Origin of the sequence: Pseudoflavonifractor phocaeensis (assembly GCF_021531375.1) — a bacterium.
In the GTDB taxonomy this organism is placed as follows: domain Bacteria; phylum Bacillota; class Clostridia; order Oscillospirales; family Oscillospiraceae; genus Lawsonibacter; species Lawsonibacter phocaeensis_B.
Genome location: NZ_JADYTU010000003.1, coordinates 53,787 through 68,262, shown reverse-complemented (window position 1 = coordinate 68,262; position 14,476 = coordinate 53,787). Strand labels below are relative to the sequence as shown.

The following is a 14,476-nucleotide window of genomic DNA, read 5'->3' as shown; positions in this document are numbered from 1 at the left end:
TTCCCCCTGTCAGATTGGTGCTGAAATTCGAGCGTCTAGTATTTTATAAGAAAAACTGGGAAAAGGGAAGTCCCCTTTCCCAGTTTTTTAATTTTATGGAATATCAGTTCATCTCGATGGCGACATACCCGTCCGGAGGCGTCAGTCCCAGCTCCTCGCAGATCACCGGGTTGTACTTGGGCGTGACGTTCTCGGCATAACCGATGGCCATCTCGGACACATCGGCCTCGCCGGTCAGGATCTTGGCGGCCATCTTGCCGGTGGCGACGCCCAGATCATAGTAGCTGATGGACAGGGTAGCTACGCCGCAGCCCTTGCAGATACCTTCTTCCCCGGCGATAACGGGGACGCCGGCGGGACGGCAGATATTGTCGATGATACCGGTGTTGGAAGCCACGGTGTTGTCGGTGGGGACATAGATGACGTCACATTCCGCGGCGGCAGTCTGGGTCACGGCGGCCATATCATTGGAGTCGGCAAAGGGATACTGGGTGCAGGTCAGGTTCTTGGCTTCCAGGAACTTCTGGACCTCATCCACCTGATACTGGCTGTTGGGCTCGGCGGAGCAGTAGAGCAGCCCCACGGTCTTGGCCTCGGGGAACCACTCGGTGACCATATCGGCCTGCTCAGACAGAGGCGCCAGATCGCTGGTGCCGGAGATGTTGTTGCCCACAGTGCCGGTGAAGTCGGCGATGTTCAGAGCCACGCCATACTCGGTGACGGAGGTGCCCAGAATGGGGATATCCTCGGTGGCGGCGGCTGCGGCCTGCAGCGCGCCGGTGGCGTTGGCCATGATCAGATCCACATTGGAGGAAACCAGGTCCGTGACGATGGGGGTACAGGTGGCGGAGTCGCCGGCGCCGACGCCTTCCTTGAACTCCACCTGGCCGGGCAGCGCCTCATTCAAAGCGTCCTTGAAGCCCTGGGTGGCGGCGTCCAACGCGTCGTGGGGGACCAGCTGGCAGATGCCAACCGTATAAGTCGCCGTACCCTCGCTGGGCTCGGAGGAAGCAGCACCGGAAGAGGCTGCACCGGAGGAAGCCGCGGAGCTGGCGGAAGGGGCAGATCCCGAACTGCCGCCGCAGGCAGCCAGAGAGAGCATCATAGCACCGGCCAGAACCAGTGCGGCAAGTTTAGACAGTTTCATTTTCATTACTTCTTTCCTCATGAGCTTTGTCACTTTAACGCTTTTTGGCGATAAAGCATGTTTGTATTATAATCTTATCCGAAAAAATGTCAACCCCATTTTTATGCCGCCGGCATATTTTTTCAAAGGATGATCCATCTATCTTCCCGACCCCATTGGGTCTCCGTTGTGGCATGTTCCCACCCGGCTGCCCGCTTATGAGAATAGAGGTCTTTTCCCAACAGATTTCTTTGCCGCAGTTTTTGCATGCACGTGCCCTTGAATCAGTAAGACGGACCAACCAGAAAATCACTTGCCCCGTTCATTTTCCATGGCTTCATGCTGACTCAGCGTCCGTCATACTGGAACATAAAAATGAAAGGGGACCGTGACGGTCCCCTTTCAATCTATTCTTACCCGCGAATCCTTTGGACGCGGCAGGCAGCTCGGCATCCCCACACGCCGCGGGCCACAGTTCTGCGGCTTATGTTCCATTCAGCGGGAGTACAGTCCCCCAGTCTCAGTCAGGAAAGGGGGGTTATGGTATCAGAGATTGCCGTTGTCCGCACTGGGGCGCATGCTCTCCGGCAGGGGACATTCATAGGTGCGCCCCTCCATGGCCGCGTCAAACTCCGCACGCATATCAGCCACCGCCTGGGGGTCCACAAGCAGCTGGGCGCCGGTGAGGGCCATGACCTTGGCCGCGGTCATCATGCCGTTATAACACAGCGGCCGCTTGCCCTGGGCAACCTGCTGCCAAGAGTGTCCCGGCGTATCCTTGGCGTAACAGGCGGTGGTCACCTGCATGGTGGGAGTGAACCAGCTCACGTCGCAAACGTCGGTAGAGCCATATTTCGCATCCGGGAAAACGACCAGCTTCTGCCCAGCGTAATGGACCTGCTGCTGGACAACACCCGCGTGCCCCAGGAGCGTGAGGGCGACCTGACCGCCCAGATGTCCGCCAACCTCATTGGTGTCCAGCGCATTCGGGAAGCCTATGCCCGCTACGGCGACGTGCTGATCGACTGTATGAGCGAGCTGGTCACCTACTCTGAGCGCCGTGTCCGCGCCGTGGTGGCCACTCTGCCCGACGGCGAATACAGCTACACCGACTATGTGGACGGTTGCGGCGACAAGTACCCCGATCCCCTGCCCATCAAGGTAAAGGTGACCGTGGCCGGGGACGACCTGACCTTCGACTTTACCGGCACCGCCGCCCAGATCAAAGCCCCCATCAATGTGCCCTACCCCTGCACCAAGGCGGCGGTGTTCTTCTCCGTCAAAGCGCTGATGGGCGACGATATTCCTGCCAACGAGGGGATCAACCGGGCCATCAAGATCATCGCCCCCACGGGCTGTATCGTCAACCCCACCGAGCCCAGCCCCATCGGCGCTCAAATCGACTGCCAGCAGCGTATCCCCGATGCCATCTTTGGCGCTTTAGCTCCCGTGTTTCCCGATACCGCCACTACCGCCGGCAATGGCGCCTGCACCACCACCATTCTGGCGGGCGACGGTGCCATCGGTACTGACAGTGTGTTTATCTTCCACGAGGTCATTGCCGGAGGCGGCGGAGCGTCCCGCAAGTTTGACGGCCTGTCCGGCGTCCAGGTCAACATGACCAATACCTCCAACATGCCCATCGAGGCCACCGAAATGGAGTTTACCAAGATCCTGGCACGAAAGTACGAGCTGAAAGCGGATACCGGCGGAGCCGGTGAGATGCGCGGCGGTCTGGGCATCGAGCGCGAACTGGAGATCCTTCAGGACGACGTGCTGTACACCGGCCTGGGCGACCGCCACAAGTTCCACCCCTGGGGCCTGATGGGCGGCCGGGAGGGCGGTGCCGGTGCCTTTTACCGGGTATCCGTGAAGGACGGCAGCGTCACCCGGATGGGCCACAAGACCACCAGTCTGCCCCTGCGGAAGGGCGACGTGATCCGGGTGGTCACCCCCGGCGCCGGCGGCTACGGCGATCCCAAGAAGCGCCCCGCGGAGAAGGTCCTGAAGGACGTGATCGAAGGCAAGGTGTCTGTTCAGGCCGCCCGGGAGCAGTACGGCGTGGCCATTGTCAGCGACGGCATTCACTATCAGATTGATGAGCAGGCCACTGCCTCGCTCCGCTGAAAGAAGAAAGGAAGGATTCGATCAATGATTAAAGGCATGCAGGAAGTTATAGAGGTCATGGGCAAGGCCAAGGCCGACCTGGAGGCAAACGGCGGTCTGAAGCAGGTTATTTTCGTGGCCTGTGGCGGTTCCTTTGCCTCCTCCTACCCCGCCCGCTATCTGCTGAACCAGGAGAGCTCCCTGCGGGTGCAGGGCTACAATAGCAGCGAGTTCGTCAATGCCACGCCCAAGTCAGTGGACAAGAACACCCTGGTGATCGCCACTTCCACCAAAGCTACTCCGGAGACAGTGGAGGCTCTGAAGGTGGCCAATGCCAAGGGCGCTGTTACCATCGGCCTGTCCGGCTATGCCGACTCTCTCACCGCGCAGACCGCCAAATATTACATTACCTACTACCACGCCGACGAGTGGTACCAGGATCCTACCCTGATCCACTGCAACAGCCAGGGTACTGCCCTGAAGATCGCCTTCTGGCTGCTGAAGGAGTATGACAACTATCCGTCCTATGACAAGGCTATGGAGGCCTTTGAGAAGATGCCCGCGATTTATGGCCGGGCCTATCAGGACCTGAAAGAGGAGGCCGCCCGGTTCGCCATGACCTATAAAGACGACACGGTCTGGAACGTGATGAGCAGCGGAGCTGCCTGGGAAGTGGCCTATTCCGACGCTTTCTGCTTCTTCCAGGAGATGCAGACCGTCCACTGTGTCCCCATCCACTCCGGCGAGTATTTCCATGGTGCCTTTGAGACCTGCGACAAGGACCTGGCCATTCTCCTGTTCAAGAGTGTCGGCCGCACCCGTCCCCTGGACGAGCGGGCTGAGCGCTTTCTGGAGAAGTTCGGCGGCCACCACTGGGTCATTGACGCGGAAAAGCTGGGCCTGGGCGAGCTGGACGAGAGCGTTGCGGAATATTTCAACGCCCTGCTGCTGCACCCCGTCTCCAAGCAGCTGATCGCCGCCATGGGCGACGTCCGGATGCATCCCATGTCCTACCGCCGTTATATGTGGAAATTTGATTATTGATCTTCATCATCCGCTCCAATCGTGGACAAGCGTCTGCCGCAGTTACGGCGGACGCTTGTCCCTTTTTAGAGTCCGCCGCTTCATCGTGTATAAAACGGGGGCGGGCCTTGAAACTTTGTCAAAATAGATCCAAGAAAAGTTGGAAATTCAGTTGTAATTTTCAGGAAAACTGCTATAATTATAACCATATGATACCAAATGTCATAGGATCATTTTGCGCAAAGATTTCGTATCGTTATAAATGGAATGGATTGGTGAGATGTCCATGGAAATGACCATGAACCCGAACAGCATCGTTCCCCTGTATGCTCAAATCGTAGAGCAGCTGCAGCGCGATATCAACAATGGAATATTCAGCAAAAGTGGGCGCCTCCCCACAGAGACGGAGTTGTCTCAGCAGTATGGTGTCAGCCGGATCACAGTCCGCCGCGCTGTGGACGAGCTGGTCAGCCAGGGTCTTGTGGAAAAAAAGCAGGGCAAAGGAACCTTTGTCTGTGCGCCCAAGCTGACCCGCCAGCTGGATGGTCCCATGAGCTTTACGGAAATGTGCCGCGCCAATGGGCTCACAGTTTCCGCGAAGATTCTGGACGCGAAGATCTGTACCGCAGACTCGACTGATATCCGGAAAGCGCTTTCCGTGGAATCCAACGAGCCGGTGGTGCGCATTCGCCGCCTGCGCTATGCGGGTGACAAGCCCTTGGTGCTGGAAGACAATTTCTATCCGTTGGAGTATGCGTATTTGCTGTCCATTGATCTGGAAAACGACTCGATATACCGCTACCTGCAGGAAGAAAAAGGGATAGAACTACGCCGTACCGCGATGCATCTTCGCATCGTACGGGCAGATGCAAAGCTATCCAAATTGCTGCAGGTCCCCAGAAACGCCCCTCAACTGGAGATGCGGGGCCGTGTGGTTCGGGCAGATGGTCAAACAGTTCATACCAGCTATCAAATCGGCTACGGCGAGAATTTTGAGTTTATCGTCCGCTGATGCCGCCCTTTTCCGTCCTGCCGCTGCCGATGTATCACAAGGAGCTGATTTGTGTTGAAGCGCTCAGAGATCAACAATGCCATCCGGCGCATGGAACGCCTTGCGGAGGAAAATGGCTTCGCCCTGCCCCCCTTCTGCCGCTGGACTCCCGCCGACTGGGCCGGGAAGGGCCACGCGTATGACGAGATCCGGGACAACATGCTGGGCTGGGATGTGACCGACTACGGCCTGGGGGAATTTGACAAGACCGGTTTCACCCTCATCACCCTGCGAAACGGAAACGTGAGCCGGGCAGACCGCTACCCCAAGCCCTACGCGGAAAAGCTGCTGATGCTGGAGGAAGGCCAATATTCTCCCATGCACTTCCATTGGCACAAGATGGAGGACATCATCAACCGGGGCGGCGGTTCCATTCTCATCCGGGTATATAATTCCACCCCGGAGGAGACCTTTGCGGATACCGATGTAAACGTATGTAAGGACGGCCGCTCCTACTATGTAAAGGCCGGTGCCCAGGTCCGCCTGGATCCCGGCGAGAGCATCACCATCTACCCCTATTTGTACCACGACTTTGAGGTGGTCCCCGGCACTGGCCCCGTCCTGCTGGGTGAGGTCTCCATGTGCAACGACGACCAGAACGACAACCGTTTTTACGCCCCCGTGGGCCGCTTCCCGCAGATTGACGAGGACGAACCCGTTTACCGTCTTCTGTGTACCGAGTATCCCCCGGCCGGAACGTAACCGCCGCTATCCCTGACACACAAAAACAAGACCCGTCTGGAATTCCAGACGGGTCTTGTTTTCACAATATGGCGGTCACACTTTGACTTTAAAGACGGCCTTCTTGACCTGGCACGCTCCGTCGAGCTGCACCTTCACCATGTGCACATCCTCGGGGTAGACAATGAGAATGTCGCCGGGGCGCATGGTGACCCAGGCGTCTACGGGCCCCTCATAGGGGATAAAATCCCCCGCCTCGTCGTAGGCCCCGGCGGTGAGGGACGCAGCGTCGGTGACGCCGATGCGCTCCTCACCCTCCAGCACCACATGGATGTCGGCGTAATACTTGTGGCCCTCCCAGGATGCCTGCTCCTCGGGCATGGTGGTGTAATCAAAGCGGTTGATGAACACGTTGTCGCCGTCTACCTCGTTGCGGCCCATCGCCAGCTTGGTCAGGTCGGCAGAAACCAAAAAGTCGATGGCAGTATCCAGAGGGGCGCTGATCCCTTTATAGCGTCCCAGCCGATCACGTTTTGTATAAATCACAAAAATTCCTCCTTATGGTAATGCGTCAGAAAAGCGCGCTGTTATGCCGTTTTCCTTTCGAAGGATGATCTGCCGCTCCAACGCGGGATCCTGATGGGGAAAATCCTCCCGATAATGGGAGCCACGGCTCTCTCTCCGCAGCAGGGCCGCCTGAAGGACGCAGCGGGCGGTGGTCAGCCGGGCCGTGATCTCCCGCTCCCCGGCGATGGCCCGGGGGTCCGCGCTGGGCCGACGGTTAAGCCCCGCCTCCAGGGCATCCAGCCGCTCCAGCGCGCCGTTCAAGCCCGTCTCGCTGCGGGCGATCATGGCATTTTGGAACATCAGCTGCTGCAACGCCCGCAGGGTCCCCGCCGGGTCGGTACAGGAATGGCCCTCAAAGGCGCACTGTTCCGGCGGCTGGGGCGTACCCAAGCAGGACGCGGCGGCGCTCCGTCCGGCCTTTCCGCCAAATACCAGTCCGTTGGCCGTGGACAGGCCACCGATCCGGTCAGCTCCGTGCATGCCGCCGGTGACCTCGCCGCAGGCAAACAGTCCGGGCACTCCGGTAAAGGCCTCCGGGTCGATGCGCACCCCGCCGTTGGCGGCGTGGGCGAAGACGCCGATGTGGATGGGGTCATCCATGGTCAGCCCCTTGGCCTCCCGCAGCCAGTCGAAGTAGGTGGTAATAAACTCCGGAGGGGCCTTGCGCAGCGCGTCGGAGTAGGTCACCTCCACTCCCCGCTCGTCCTCCAAAAAGGCCCGGAACAGCGCCAGGTCCACCTCTCGGGAATCCAACCGTGACGTAAAGGGGCCGTGCCCGGAGCGCAGATCCAAAAGCCGGTCTGTCTCCGCTCCCGGAGGCAGGAGCTCTCCGCCGTCATTCCGGCGTATGTGGACAAAGCGGAAGGTCTTCTCATTGAAAATGGTCTTGGGGGCCGGGGAGATGTAGCCGGGCATCATCTGCATAAACTCCATGTTGACCAGGGAACAGCCGGCCTCCAGCGCCAGGGCCTGTCCCATCCCCGCCACATCTTCCGTACACAGATGATAGCGGAACAGGCTCCCGTAGCCGCCGGTGGCCAGCACCAGGGCGCGGCAACCCAAATAATGCAGCTCATTTTGGCGGCACACCACGGCGCCGCATACCCGCCCTTCGGAGCGGACCAACTGCAGGACCTCGCAGCGCTCCAGGATCTGAACGCCCAGCTCCTCCAGACGTTTTCCGAAGACCTGTCGGGCGCTGTCAAACTCGATGCCGTTCCAGTCCCGGCCTTTGTGGTCAAAACAGGGAATAAATTCCCGCTGGTCCTTCTGGACCGCCTGGCGCAGCCGCACGCCCATGGCCCGCACCTTTTCAATAGCCGGTTGAATGCCGTCCACAAAAGTCTCCGCCATTTCCTGGCTGGCCATGCCGCAGCCTACTTCCTGAATGGTGCTGACCAGGTCTGCCTGGTCCGCCCGATCCTCCGGACCGATCAGCCCCAACCCCCAAGTGCCGGGGTAAAAGCTGGAGCCGTAGAAGAGCTTGACGCTGGTCATGAGGGTAGCAGCACAACCGGCCTCGGCCGCCTCAATGGCGGCCATAAGGCCGGCAATGCCGCTGCCAACTACCAGCACATCACAGTGCCAATTGATCGGCAGAAACACAGTGTTCTTCCTTTCTTATGCCTGGGACGCGGCAGCCTGCTCCTCCTGGAGCTTCTTCTGCTGCTCCGCATACAGGTGGCAGGCCACCATGTGGCCGTTCTCGGGATTCTGCACAGCCAGAGTGGGGTCCACCTGCTTGCAGATCTCCATACAGTGGGGACAGCGGTTATGGAAGGCACAGCCGGAGGGCTTGTGGATGGGACTGGGCACCTCGCCCTCCAGAACCTGGCGCTTTTTGGTGTTGTGGATGTCGGGTACGGGGATGGCGGACAGCAGAGCCCGGGTATAGGGGTGCAGAGGCTCGTCATACAGGGCCCGGGAATCGGCCACCTCCACGATCTTGCCCAGATACATGACCACGATGCGGTCAGACATGTACTGCACCACGCTCAGGTCGTGGGCGATGAAGAGGTAGGTCAGATTCAGTTCCTTCTGAATGTCCTTCATCAGGTTCAGCACCTGGGCCTGGATGGACACGTCCAGCGCGGACACGGGCTCGTCACAGATCAGCACCTCGGGCATGACCTCCAGCGCCCGGGCGATACACAGACGCTGGCGCTGACCGCCGGAAAACTCGTGGGGGTAGCGCATCAGGTAGTCAGGCTGGATGTTGACCATCTTCAGCACTTCCTGCATCCGCGCCTCCCGCTGGGCCTGGTCCTTCATGCCGTGGACCACCAGAGGCTCCTCAAAGGAGGTATAGATCTTCTTCTGGGGGTTCAGGGCGGAGTAGGGGTCCTGGAAAACCATCTGCACCTTCTTGCGGAAGTCGAACATCTCGTCCTTATTGAACTTGGTGATGTCCCGGAACTCGCCGTCGTAATTGAACAGCACCTGACCGCCGGTGGCACGTTCCAGCATCATCAGCGTTTTTCCGAAGGTGGACTTTCCGCAGCCGGACTCGCCCACGATGCCCAAAGTCTCTCCCTTGTAGACCTCCAGACTGACGTCGTCCACGGCCTTGACATGGCCCACTACCTTCTTAAAGGCGCCTTTGGTAATGGGGAACCAGGTGCGAAGGTTTTGCACCTTAAAGATAATTTCCTTGTTTTCACTCATCTTACTGCACCTCCGCAACTTCGGCTTCGCCGCTCCCGACGACGGGATACTCGCTGTATCTCAGGCAGCGCACACGGTGGCCCGGAGACAGCTGGAACATGGGGATGTCCTTCTCCCGGCAGGCGTCGGTGGCATAGGGGCAGCGGTCAGCAAACTCGCAGCCGCCCTTCAGGTCGGCGGGGTTGGGCGTGGCGCCGGGGATGGTCTCCAGCTTCTGGCCGTCGGCCAGACCCAGCACAGGCACGCTGCGCAGCAGCGCCTGGGTGTAGGGGTGGCTGGTGTGGTCGAACACGTCCTCCAGGGAACCGAATTCTACCACCCGGCCCATGTACATGACGCACACCTCGTCGGCCATCTCAGCCACCAGACCCATGTTGTGGGTGATGAGGATGATGCTCTTGCCGTCCTTGAGCTGCATCTCTTTCAGCAGTTCCATGATCTGGGCCTGGATGGTCACGTCCAGAGCGGTGGTGGGCTCGTCGCAGATGATGAGCTCGGGGTTACAGATCATGGCGATGGCGATGACCACGCGCTGCTTCATGCCGCCGGAGAACTGGTGGGGGTAGCAGTCGATGCGCTCCTCGGGATCGGGGATGCCCAGCTTGCGGAACATCTCCAGCACCTTTTCCCGGGCCTGGGCCTTGGTCATGCCCTTGTTGTGCTGCAAAAGGCCCTCGGCCACCTGGTCGCCCACTTTATACACGGGGTTCAGGCTGGACATGGGGTCCTGGAACACCATGGACATCTCGGGGCCGCGCAGGGCGCGCATTTCAGGACCGTGGGGCTTCTCGATATTTTCCAGCCGGTACTCGGTGACTTTGCCGTCCCGCAGAGCGTTATACTGGATCTTGTCCGCCTCCACAATGGCGTTCTTGCCCAAGAACCGCATGATGGAGTTCATGGTCACGCTCTTACCGCAGCCGGACTCGCCCACCACAGCCAGGGCGGTGCCCCGCTTGAGCTGGAAGGAGACATTTTTTACGATACGGATTTTCTTCCGATCGGAGATAAAGGTGGTATTCAGATTTTCTACGTCCAGAATGATCTCTTTGTTATCCATACTGCCGCCTCCTTACTGCTGCTTGGCGTCCAGCACATCGCGCAGGCCGTCGCCAAAGAAGTTGATAGCCAGCACGAACAGACTGATCGCCAGACCGGGGAACACCCAGATCCACCACTGGTTCTGCACCACCTGGATGCTCTTGGCGGCGTTGAGGATGTTGCCCCAGGTGGGGGTGGAGTCGGCCACGCCCAGGCCGATGAAGCTCAGGGCGGCCTCCTGCAGGATAAAGTAGGCCACGTTGGTGGTGGTGGAGACGATGATGGGGGTCATGACGTTGGGCAGGATCTGCTTGAACATCACGTTGGCCCGGGACATGCCAAAGGCCTCGCAGACCTTGACGTAGGTCTCGCCCTTCAGGCTCATGAACTCGTTTCGCACCATACGGAAGGTGGTCATCCAGCCGGTGACGACGAACACGAAGAGCATGTTGCCCATGCTGCGCTTGTTGAGGATGGCCACCAGCATCATGACCAGCACCAGCTGGGGGAACGCCAGGAAGATCTCGGAGATACGGACAATGACCGCATCCACCCAGCGGCCGAAATAGCCGGCGATGGCGCCCAGGATGGCGCCCACCACGCTGGACAGCACGGCGCAGAATACGCCGATAAAGATGGAGTAGCAGCCGCCGTACAGGACACGGGCGAACAGGTCACGGCCGATGGTGTCCGTGCCGAAGATGTGGGCCGCGTCAGGTGCGGCTCTCATGATGGTGGGGTTGGGGGTGCTGTAATCGACCCCAAGGATCATGCCGGCGACACAGGCCACGGTCATGATCACGATGACCACAAGGCCGAATACGGCCAGCTTGTTGCGCAGGAACTTGCGGATATTCTTCTTCATCAGAGAGGAGGCCGCGCTCTTATTTTGTTCCTTGATACTCAGTGTCTTGGTTTCGCTCATAGCCGTTCCTCCTTTCTTACTCGCCCAGCCGGACACGGGGATCCAGCAGCGCATTGAACACATCCACCATGAAGGAGCAGATCAGCATCACGGCGGCAATGATCAGGGTAATGACCAGCACCAGGTTATAGTCCATGGAGGTGACGGCGTTGGCCATGGTGGTCCCGATACCGGGATAGGAGAACACCGACTCAATGACCACGGAGCCGCCGATGAGGGCGGGGATGCGGTACATCAGGATGACCAGCACGGGCTTCATGGCGTTGCGGAAGCCATGCTTCATGTAGACCTTCCACTCGGGGATGCCCTTGGAGCGGGCGGTCTTGATGTAATCGCTGTTGAGCACGTCCAGCATGGTGTTGCGGGCATAGCGCATCAGCACGGCCACCATGCCGATGGTCAGGGTGAGTACCGGCAGGAACAGATGCATGAAGGCGTCCACAAAGGCGTTGGTGGCGTCAGGACTGACGCGGTTCGCCGCAGGGAAGATACCCAGCTTGATGGAGAAGATCCAGATCAGCACGATACCCACCAGGAACTGGGGCACCGCCTGGCCCAGCACCGCCAGCACACGGCCGATATAGTCCACGATGCCGTTTTGCCGGATGGCGCTGATAATGCCGATGCCGATGCCGATGACGGCACTGAAGAGCATGGCATAGGCCGAAAGCTCCAGCGTATAGGGCAATCGAGTGGCAATGATGTCGGCCACGCTCTCGCCCTTGTTGGTCAGGCCCAGGTCGCCGTGCAGGATATCGCCCAGCCATCTGACATACTGCACGATCAGCGGATCGTTCAGACCCAGTTCCTCACGCAGCTGATCCACGATCTCGGGGGACTGGGACTGGACTTCCGGCGGGACCATAAAGGTGATCGGGTCGATGCCGGTGGACCGCAGGCCCACAAATACGATAAGGCTGATGACCAGAAGCATGGGGATCATCATCGCCAGTTTTTTCAGAATGAATTTGAGCATGATTTCACTCCTTTTGTTCGCAGGGAAACGGACCTCAAATATCTCCGGTGGAATGACAAGGGAGAGACGCAGGGCAAGGCTTGCGTCTCTCCCTCCTTCAGATCATCTGGGGGAATGATGGACTGTTATCAGAGAACCAGCCGGTTCAGCTCAGGCCAGCTCCCAGTTGGCATAGTCAATGTCACAGGCATACAGGGGGTTGCAGAACTCCACGCCGGAGGGGACCTTCACGTTGTTGCTGACGAAGACATAGTTGCCCACGGTGAACACAGGCACCTTGTACATCTTCTCCTGCTCCAGGGCCTGCAGGTCCTTCAGAGCGGCGTTCTTGGCCTCCTAAGTGGTGGAGGCGGACAGAGCGGCGATGGCGGCGTCAAAAGCGGTGTCGCCGCCGAAGATGTTGGCGAACAGGGCGTCGGTGCTCATGTACTCGGAGTACCACTCCTCCATGGAGAAGGAGCTCTTGCCCTTGAAGCCGATGTCGTACTCGCGGGTGGTGAACAGGTCGGTGGTGCCGTCGTTGGACAGGGTGGCCTCGACCTTCAGACCGGCCTGCTCCAGATAGAAGACCACCATGTTGATCAGGTCGATGGAGGTCTGATCGTTGTTGTAGTAGCAGATGCGCAGGGTACGGCTCATATCATAGCCGGAAGCGGCGATCTCAGCCTTGGCGGCCTCGGGATCGTACTTGTACTCAAAGCCGTTGTAAGCCTCGTTGGCATTGGGCACGCCGGAGTTCAGCACCAGGGCGGAGGGGTACAGAGCGGCCAGAGTAGCGCGGTCGATGGCCTTGATCAGAGCCTGGCGGACCGCGATGGGCTGCATGGCCTCGTTCTCCTTGCCGTCAACACCCTTCATGTTGAAGATGAAGTACTTGTAGAACAGCACGTCCACGGGGATGGACTGGTAGTTGCTCAGAGCCTCCATGCCGCTGACCAGGTCAGAGGCGTTGCCGTACAGGAAGTCGGCGCTGCCGGACTGGGCGGCGGTCAGGAAGTCGGTGACGAAGGAAACGGTGACCTTCTCGATCTTGGGGGCGGTGCCCTCATAGTTGGGGTTCAGCTTCAGAGTGAAGTAGTTGCCAGCGTTCATCTGGTCCATCATGTAGTAGCCGGAGGTGACGGGATTCTTCCTGAAGTCGGCGGTGTCGATGGTGGCGGGATCGGCGCTCTCCAGGCAGTGCTTGGGCAGAATGGAGAACTGAGCCAGGATGTCCAGCATGGAGGCATAGGGAGCGTCCAGCTTCAGGGTGATGACATTGCCCTCGGCGCTCTTCTCGGTGATCTTGCCGAACGCCGCGGAGTAGATGGAGTTCTTGTTGGTGGCGGCCAGAACACCGTCGATGGACCACAGCACGTCGTCAGCGGTGAGGGCCTCGCCGTCGGACCACTTCAGGCCGTCCTTCAGGGTGATGGTGTAAGTAAGACCGTCTTCGCTGATCTCGACCTTCTCGGCCAGGTCGGGCTCAGTCTTGGTCAGGCTGCTGTCAGCCATCAGCAGGCAGCGCCACATCAGGTTGGTGGCCATGTTGTGGTTGAGCCAGGGGGTGGGGACCCGGTCATCCTTGGTGGAGCCATCGTTGGTGGAAAGCACCAGCTTCAGCGCTCCGCCGGCGGCAGGCTGGCTGGCACCAGCGGACTGGCTTGCGCTTCCGGAAGAGGCGCCGCTGTCAGCAGGCTGTTTCTGCCGCCGCCGCAGCCGGCCAGCATAACAGCCAGCATGGAGACAGACAGCAGCATCGCAAGCGCGAGAGACAATTTCTTCTTCATAAACATCGCTCCTTTTTCTGTGTTGATACAGCGGCATGCCGGCTGTATCGAAATACCCAATTCGCGTTTGCTTTTTCTGTCACAAACAGCGTGAAGGCCGTACGCTGTAAGGCTTTTCGGCCACAAGTCGAATTGCACAAAAAAGCGGCAACCTCTTCGGGATTTTTTCATTTCACCATAATCAGGCTAAATTAGCAATCCTAAATCCTCAAAAAAATCTCCCACTTTTTGTCATTCCTTCCAACAGGCAAAAAATGGGATTCAATATTATTGTGAAATTTGTCGTTTTAACGTTCCTAGGTCCTGATTTCAAGACAATATTGGCAAAAGGGCGAAAATCCGGGCGATATTTCGCAAATTTATCTGGAGGCATATGGCGAGGCACGGTTTTTCGCGCAAAGCAAAACGCCGCAAGGCAAAAAAAGAGGACCCTGACGGTCCTCTTTGTAAGCCTCTCTTCTCCGCGGACATGTTGGCCGGCAGAAGCAATCGCAGCCAAGCCGGCCGGAACCCAAACGGTCTTCCGCCGCTTGTCTGTCAGCTATTC

General features: G+C 58.9%; 15 protein-coding genes. 4 read left to right on the top strand and 11 right to left on the bottom strand.

Going from position 1 to position 14,476, the window contains the following annotated elements:
• Positions 1 to 103: 103 nt before the first annotated feature.
• Both I6E39_RS02525 and I6E39_RS02520 read right to left on the bottom strand, forming a co-directional pair.
• Complete coding sequence (locus I6E39_RS02525; RefSeq protein ID WP_338127107.1) at positions 104 to 1,147, bottom strand: ABC transporter substrate-binding protein; 1,044 nt, start codon at positions 1,145 to 1,147, stop codon at positions 104 to 106.
• A 525-nt stretch (positions 1,148 to 1,672) separates the two neighbouring features.
• Entirely contained in the window at positions 1,673 to 1,954 is a 282-nt protein-coding gene (locus tag I6E39_RS02520; RefSeq protein WP_235379764.1) for a hypothetical protein, read from the bottom strand.
• Here I6E39_RS02520 and I6E39_RS02515 point away from each other — a divergent pair.
• The 4 genes from I6E39_RS02515 (at position 1,889) to I6E39_RS02500 (ending at position 6,008) form a co-directional block, all read left to right on the top strand.
• A complete protein-coding gene (locus I6E39_RS02515) occupies positions 1,889 to 3,253 on the top strand; it encodes a hydantoinase B/oxoprolinase family protein (RefSeq protein ID WP_420908169.1) in 1,365 nt (454 codons plus the stop codon). The two genes, I6E39_RS02520 and I6E39_RS02515, sit on opposite strands and share 66 nt — an antisense overlap.
• A 24-nt stretch (positions 3,254 to 3,277) precedes the next feature.
• Entirely contained in the window at positions 3,278 to 4,276 is a 999-nt protein-coding gene (locus tag I6E39_RS02510) for an SIS domain-containing protein (RefSeq protein WP_235379762.1), read from the top strand.
• Positions 4,277 to 4,541: 265 nt separating this feature from the next.
• On the top strand, positions 4,542 to 5,267 hold the full coding sequence (locus I6E39_RS02505) for a GntR family transcriptional regulator (protein WP_235379760.1): 726 nt from the start codon (positions 4,542 to 4,544) through the stop codon (positions 5,265 to 5,267).
• Positions 5,268 to 5,321: 54 nt separating this feature from the next.
• Entirely contained in the window at positions 5,322 to 6,008 is a 687-nt protein-coding gene (locus tag I6E39_RS02500) for a D-lyxose/D-mannose family sugar isomerase (RefSeq protein ID WP_235379822.1), read from the top strand.
• 75 nt (positions 6,009 to 6,083) lie between these two features.
• Here I6E39_RS02500 and I6E39_RS02495 read toward each other — a convergent pair whose 3' ends face one another.
• The 9 genes from I6E39_RS02495 to I6E39_RS02460 form a co-directional block, all read right to left on the bottom strand.
• Positions 6,084 to 6,533 (bottom strand): NanQ anomerase/TabA/YiaL family protein, encoded by a 450-nt coding sequence (locus I6E39_RS02495; protein WP_235379758.1) that lies wholly within the window; start codon positions 6,531 to 6,533, stop codon positions 6,084 to 6,086.
• Positions 6,534 to 6,545: 12 nt separating this feature from the next.
• A complete protein-coding gene (locus I6E39_RS02490; protein ID WP_235379756.1) occupies positions 6,546 to 8,159 on the bottom strand; it encodes an FAD-dependent oxidoreductase in 1,614 nt (537 codons plus the stop codon).
• A 15-nt stretch (positions 8,160 to 8,174) separates the two neighbouring features.
• Complete coding sequence (locus I6E39_RS02485) at positions 8,175 to 9,218, bottom strand: ABC transporter ATP-binding protein (protein WP_235379755.1); 1,044 nt, start codon at positions 9,216 to 9,218, stop codon at positions 8,175 to 8,177.
• Position 9,219: 1 nt separating this feature from the next.
• Entirely contained in the window at positions 9,220 to 10,278 is a 1,059-nt protein-coding gene (locus I6E39_RS02480) for an ABC transporter ATP-binding protein (RefSeq protein WP_235379753.1), read from the bottom strand.
• 12 nt (positions 10,279 to 10,290) lie between these two features.
• Positions 10,291 to 11,184, bottom strand: a complete 894-nt coding sequence (locus tag I6E39_RS02475) for an ABC transporter permease (protein ID WP_235379751.1) — start codon at positions 11,182 to 11,184, stop codon at positions 10,291 to 10,293.
• 16 nt (positions 11,185 to 11,200) lie between these two features.
• Positions 11,201 to 12,160, bottom strand: coding sequence for an ABC transporter permease (locus tag I6E39_RS02470; protein ID WP_235379750.1), 960 nt, complete (start codon positions 12,158 to 12,160; stop codon positions 11,201 to 11,203).
• Between the two features lie 150 nt (positions 12,161 to 12,310).
• A complete protein-coding gene (locus tag I6E39_RS11040; RefSeq protein ID WP_268842152.1) occupies positions 12,311 to 12,445 on the bottom strand; it encodes a hypothetical protein in 135 nt (44 codons plus the stop codon).
• Positions 12,446 to 12,496: 51 nt separating this feature from the next.
• On the bottom strand, positions 12,497 to 13,753 hold the full coding sequence (locus I6E39_RS02465; protein WP_235379749.1) for an ABC transporter substrate-binding protein: 1,257 nt from the start codon (positions 13,751 to 13,753) through the stop codon (positions 12,497 to 12,499).
• A gap of 5 nt (positions 13,754 to 13,758) precedes the next feature.
• Positions 13,759 to 13,929 carry a hypothetical protein gene (locus I6E39_RS02460; RefSeq protein WP_235379747.1) on the bottom strand — a complete coding sequence of 57 codons (171 nt, stop codon included), beginning with the start codon at positions 13,927 to 13,929 and terminating at the stop codon, positions 13,759 to 13,761.
• Positions 13,930 to 14,476: the final 547 nt, after the last annotated feature.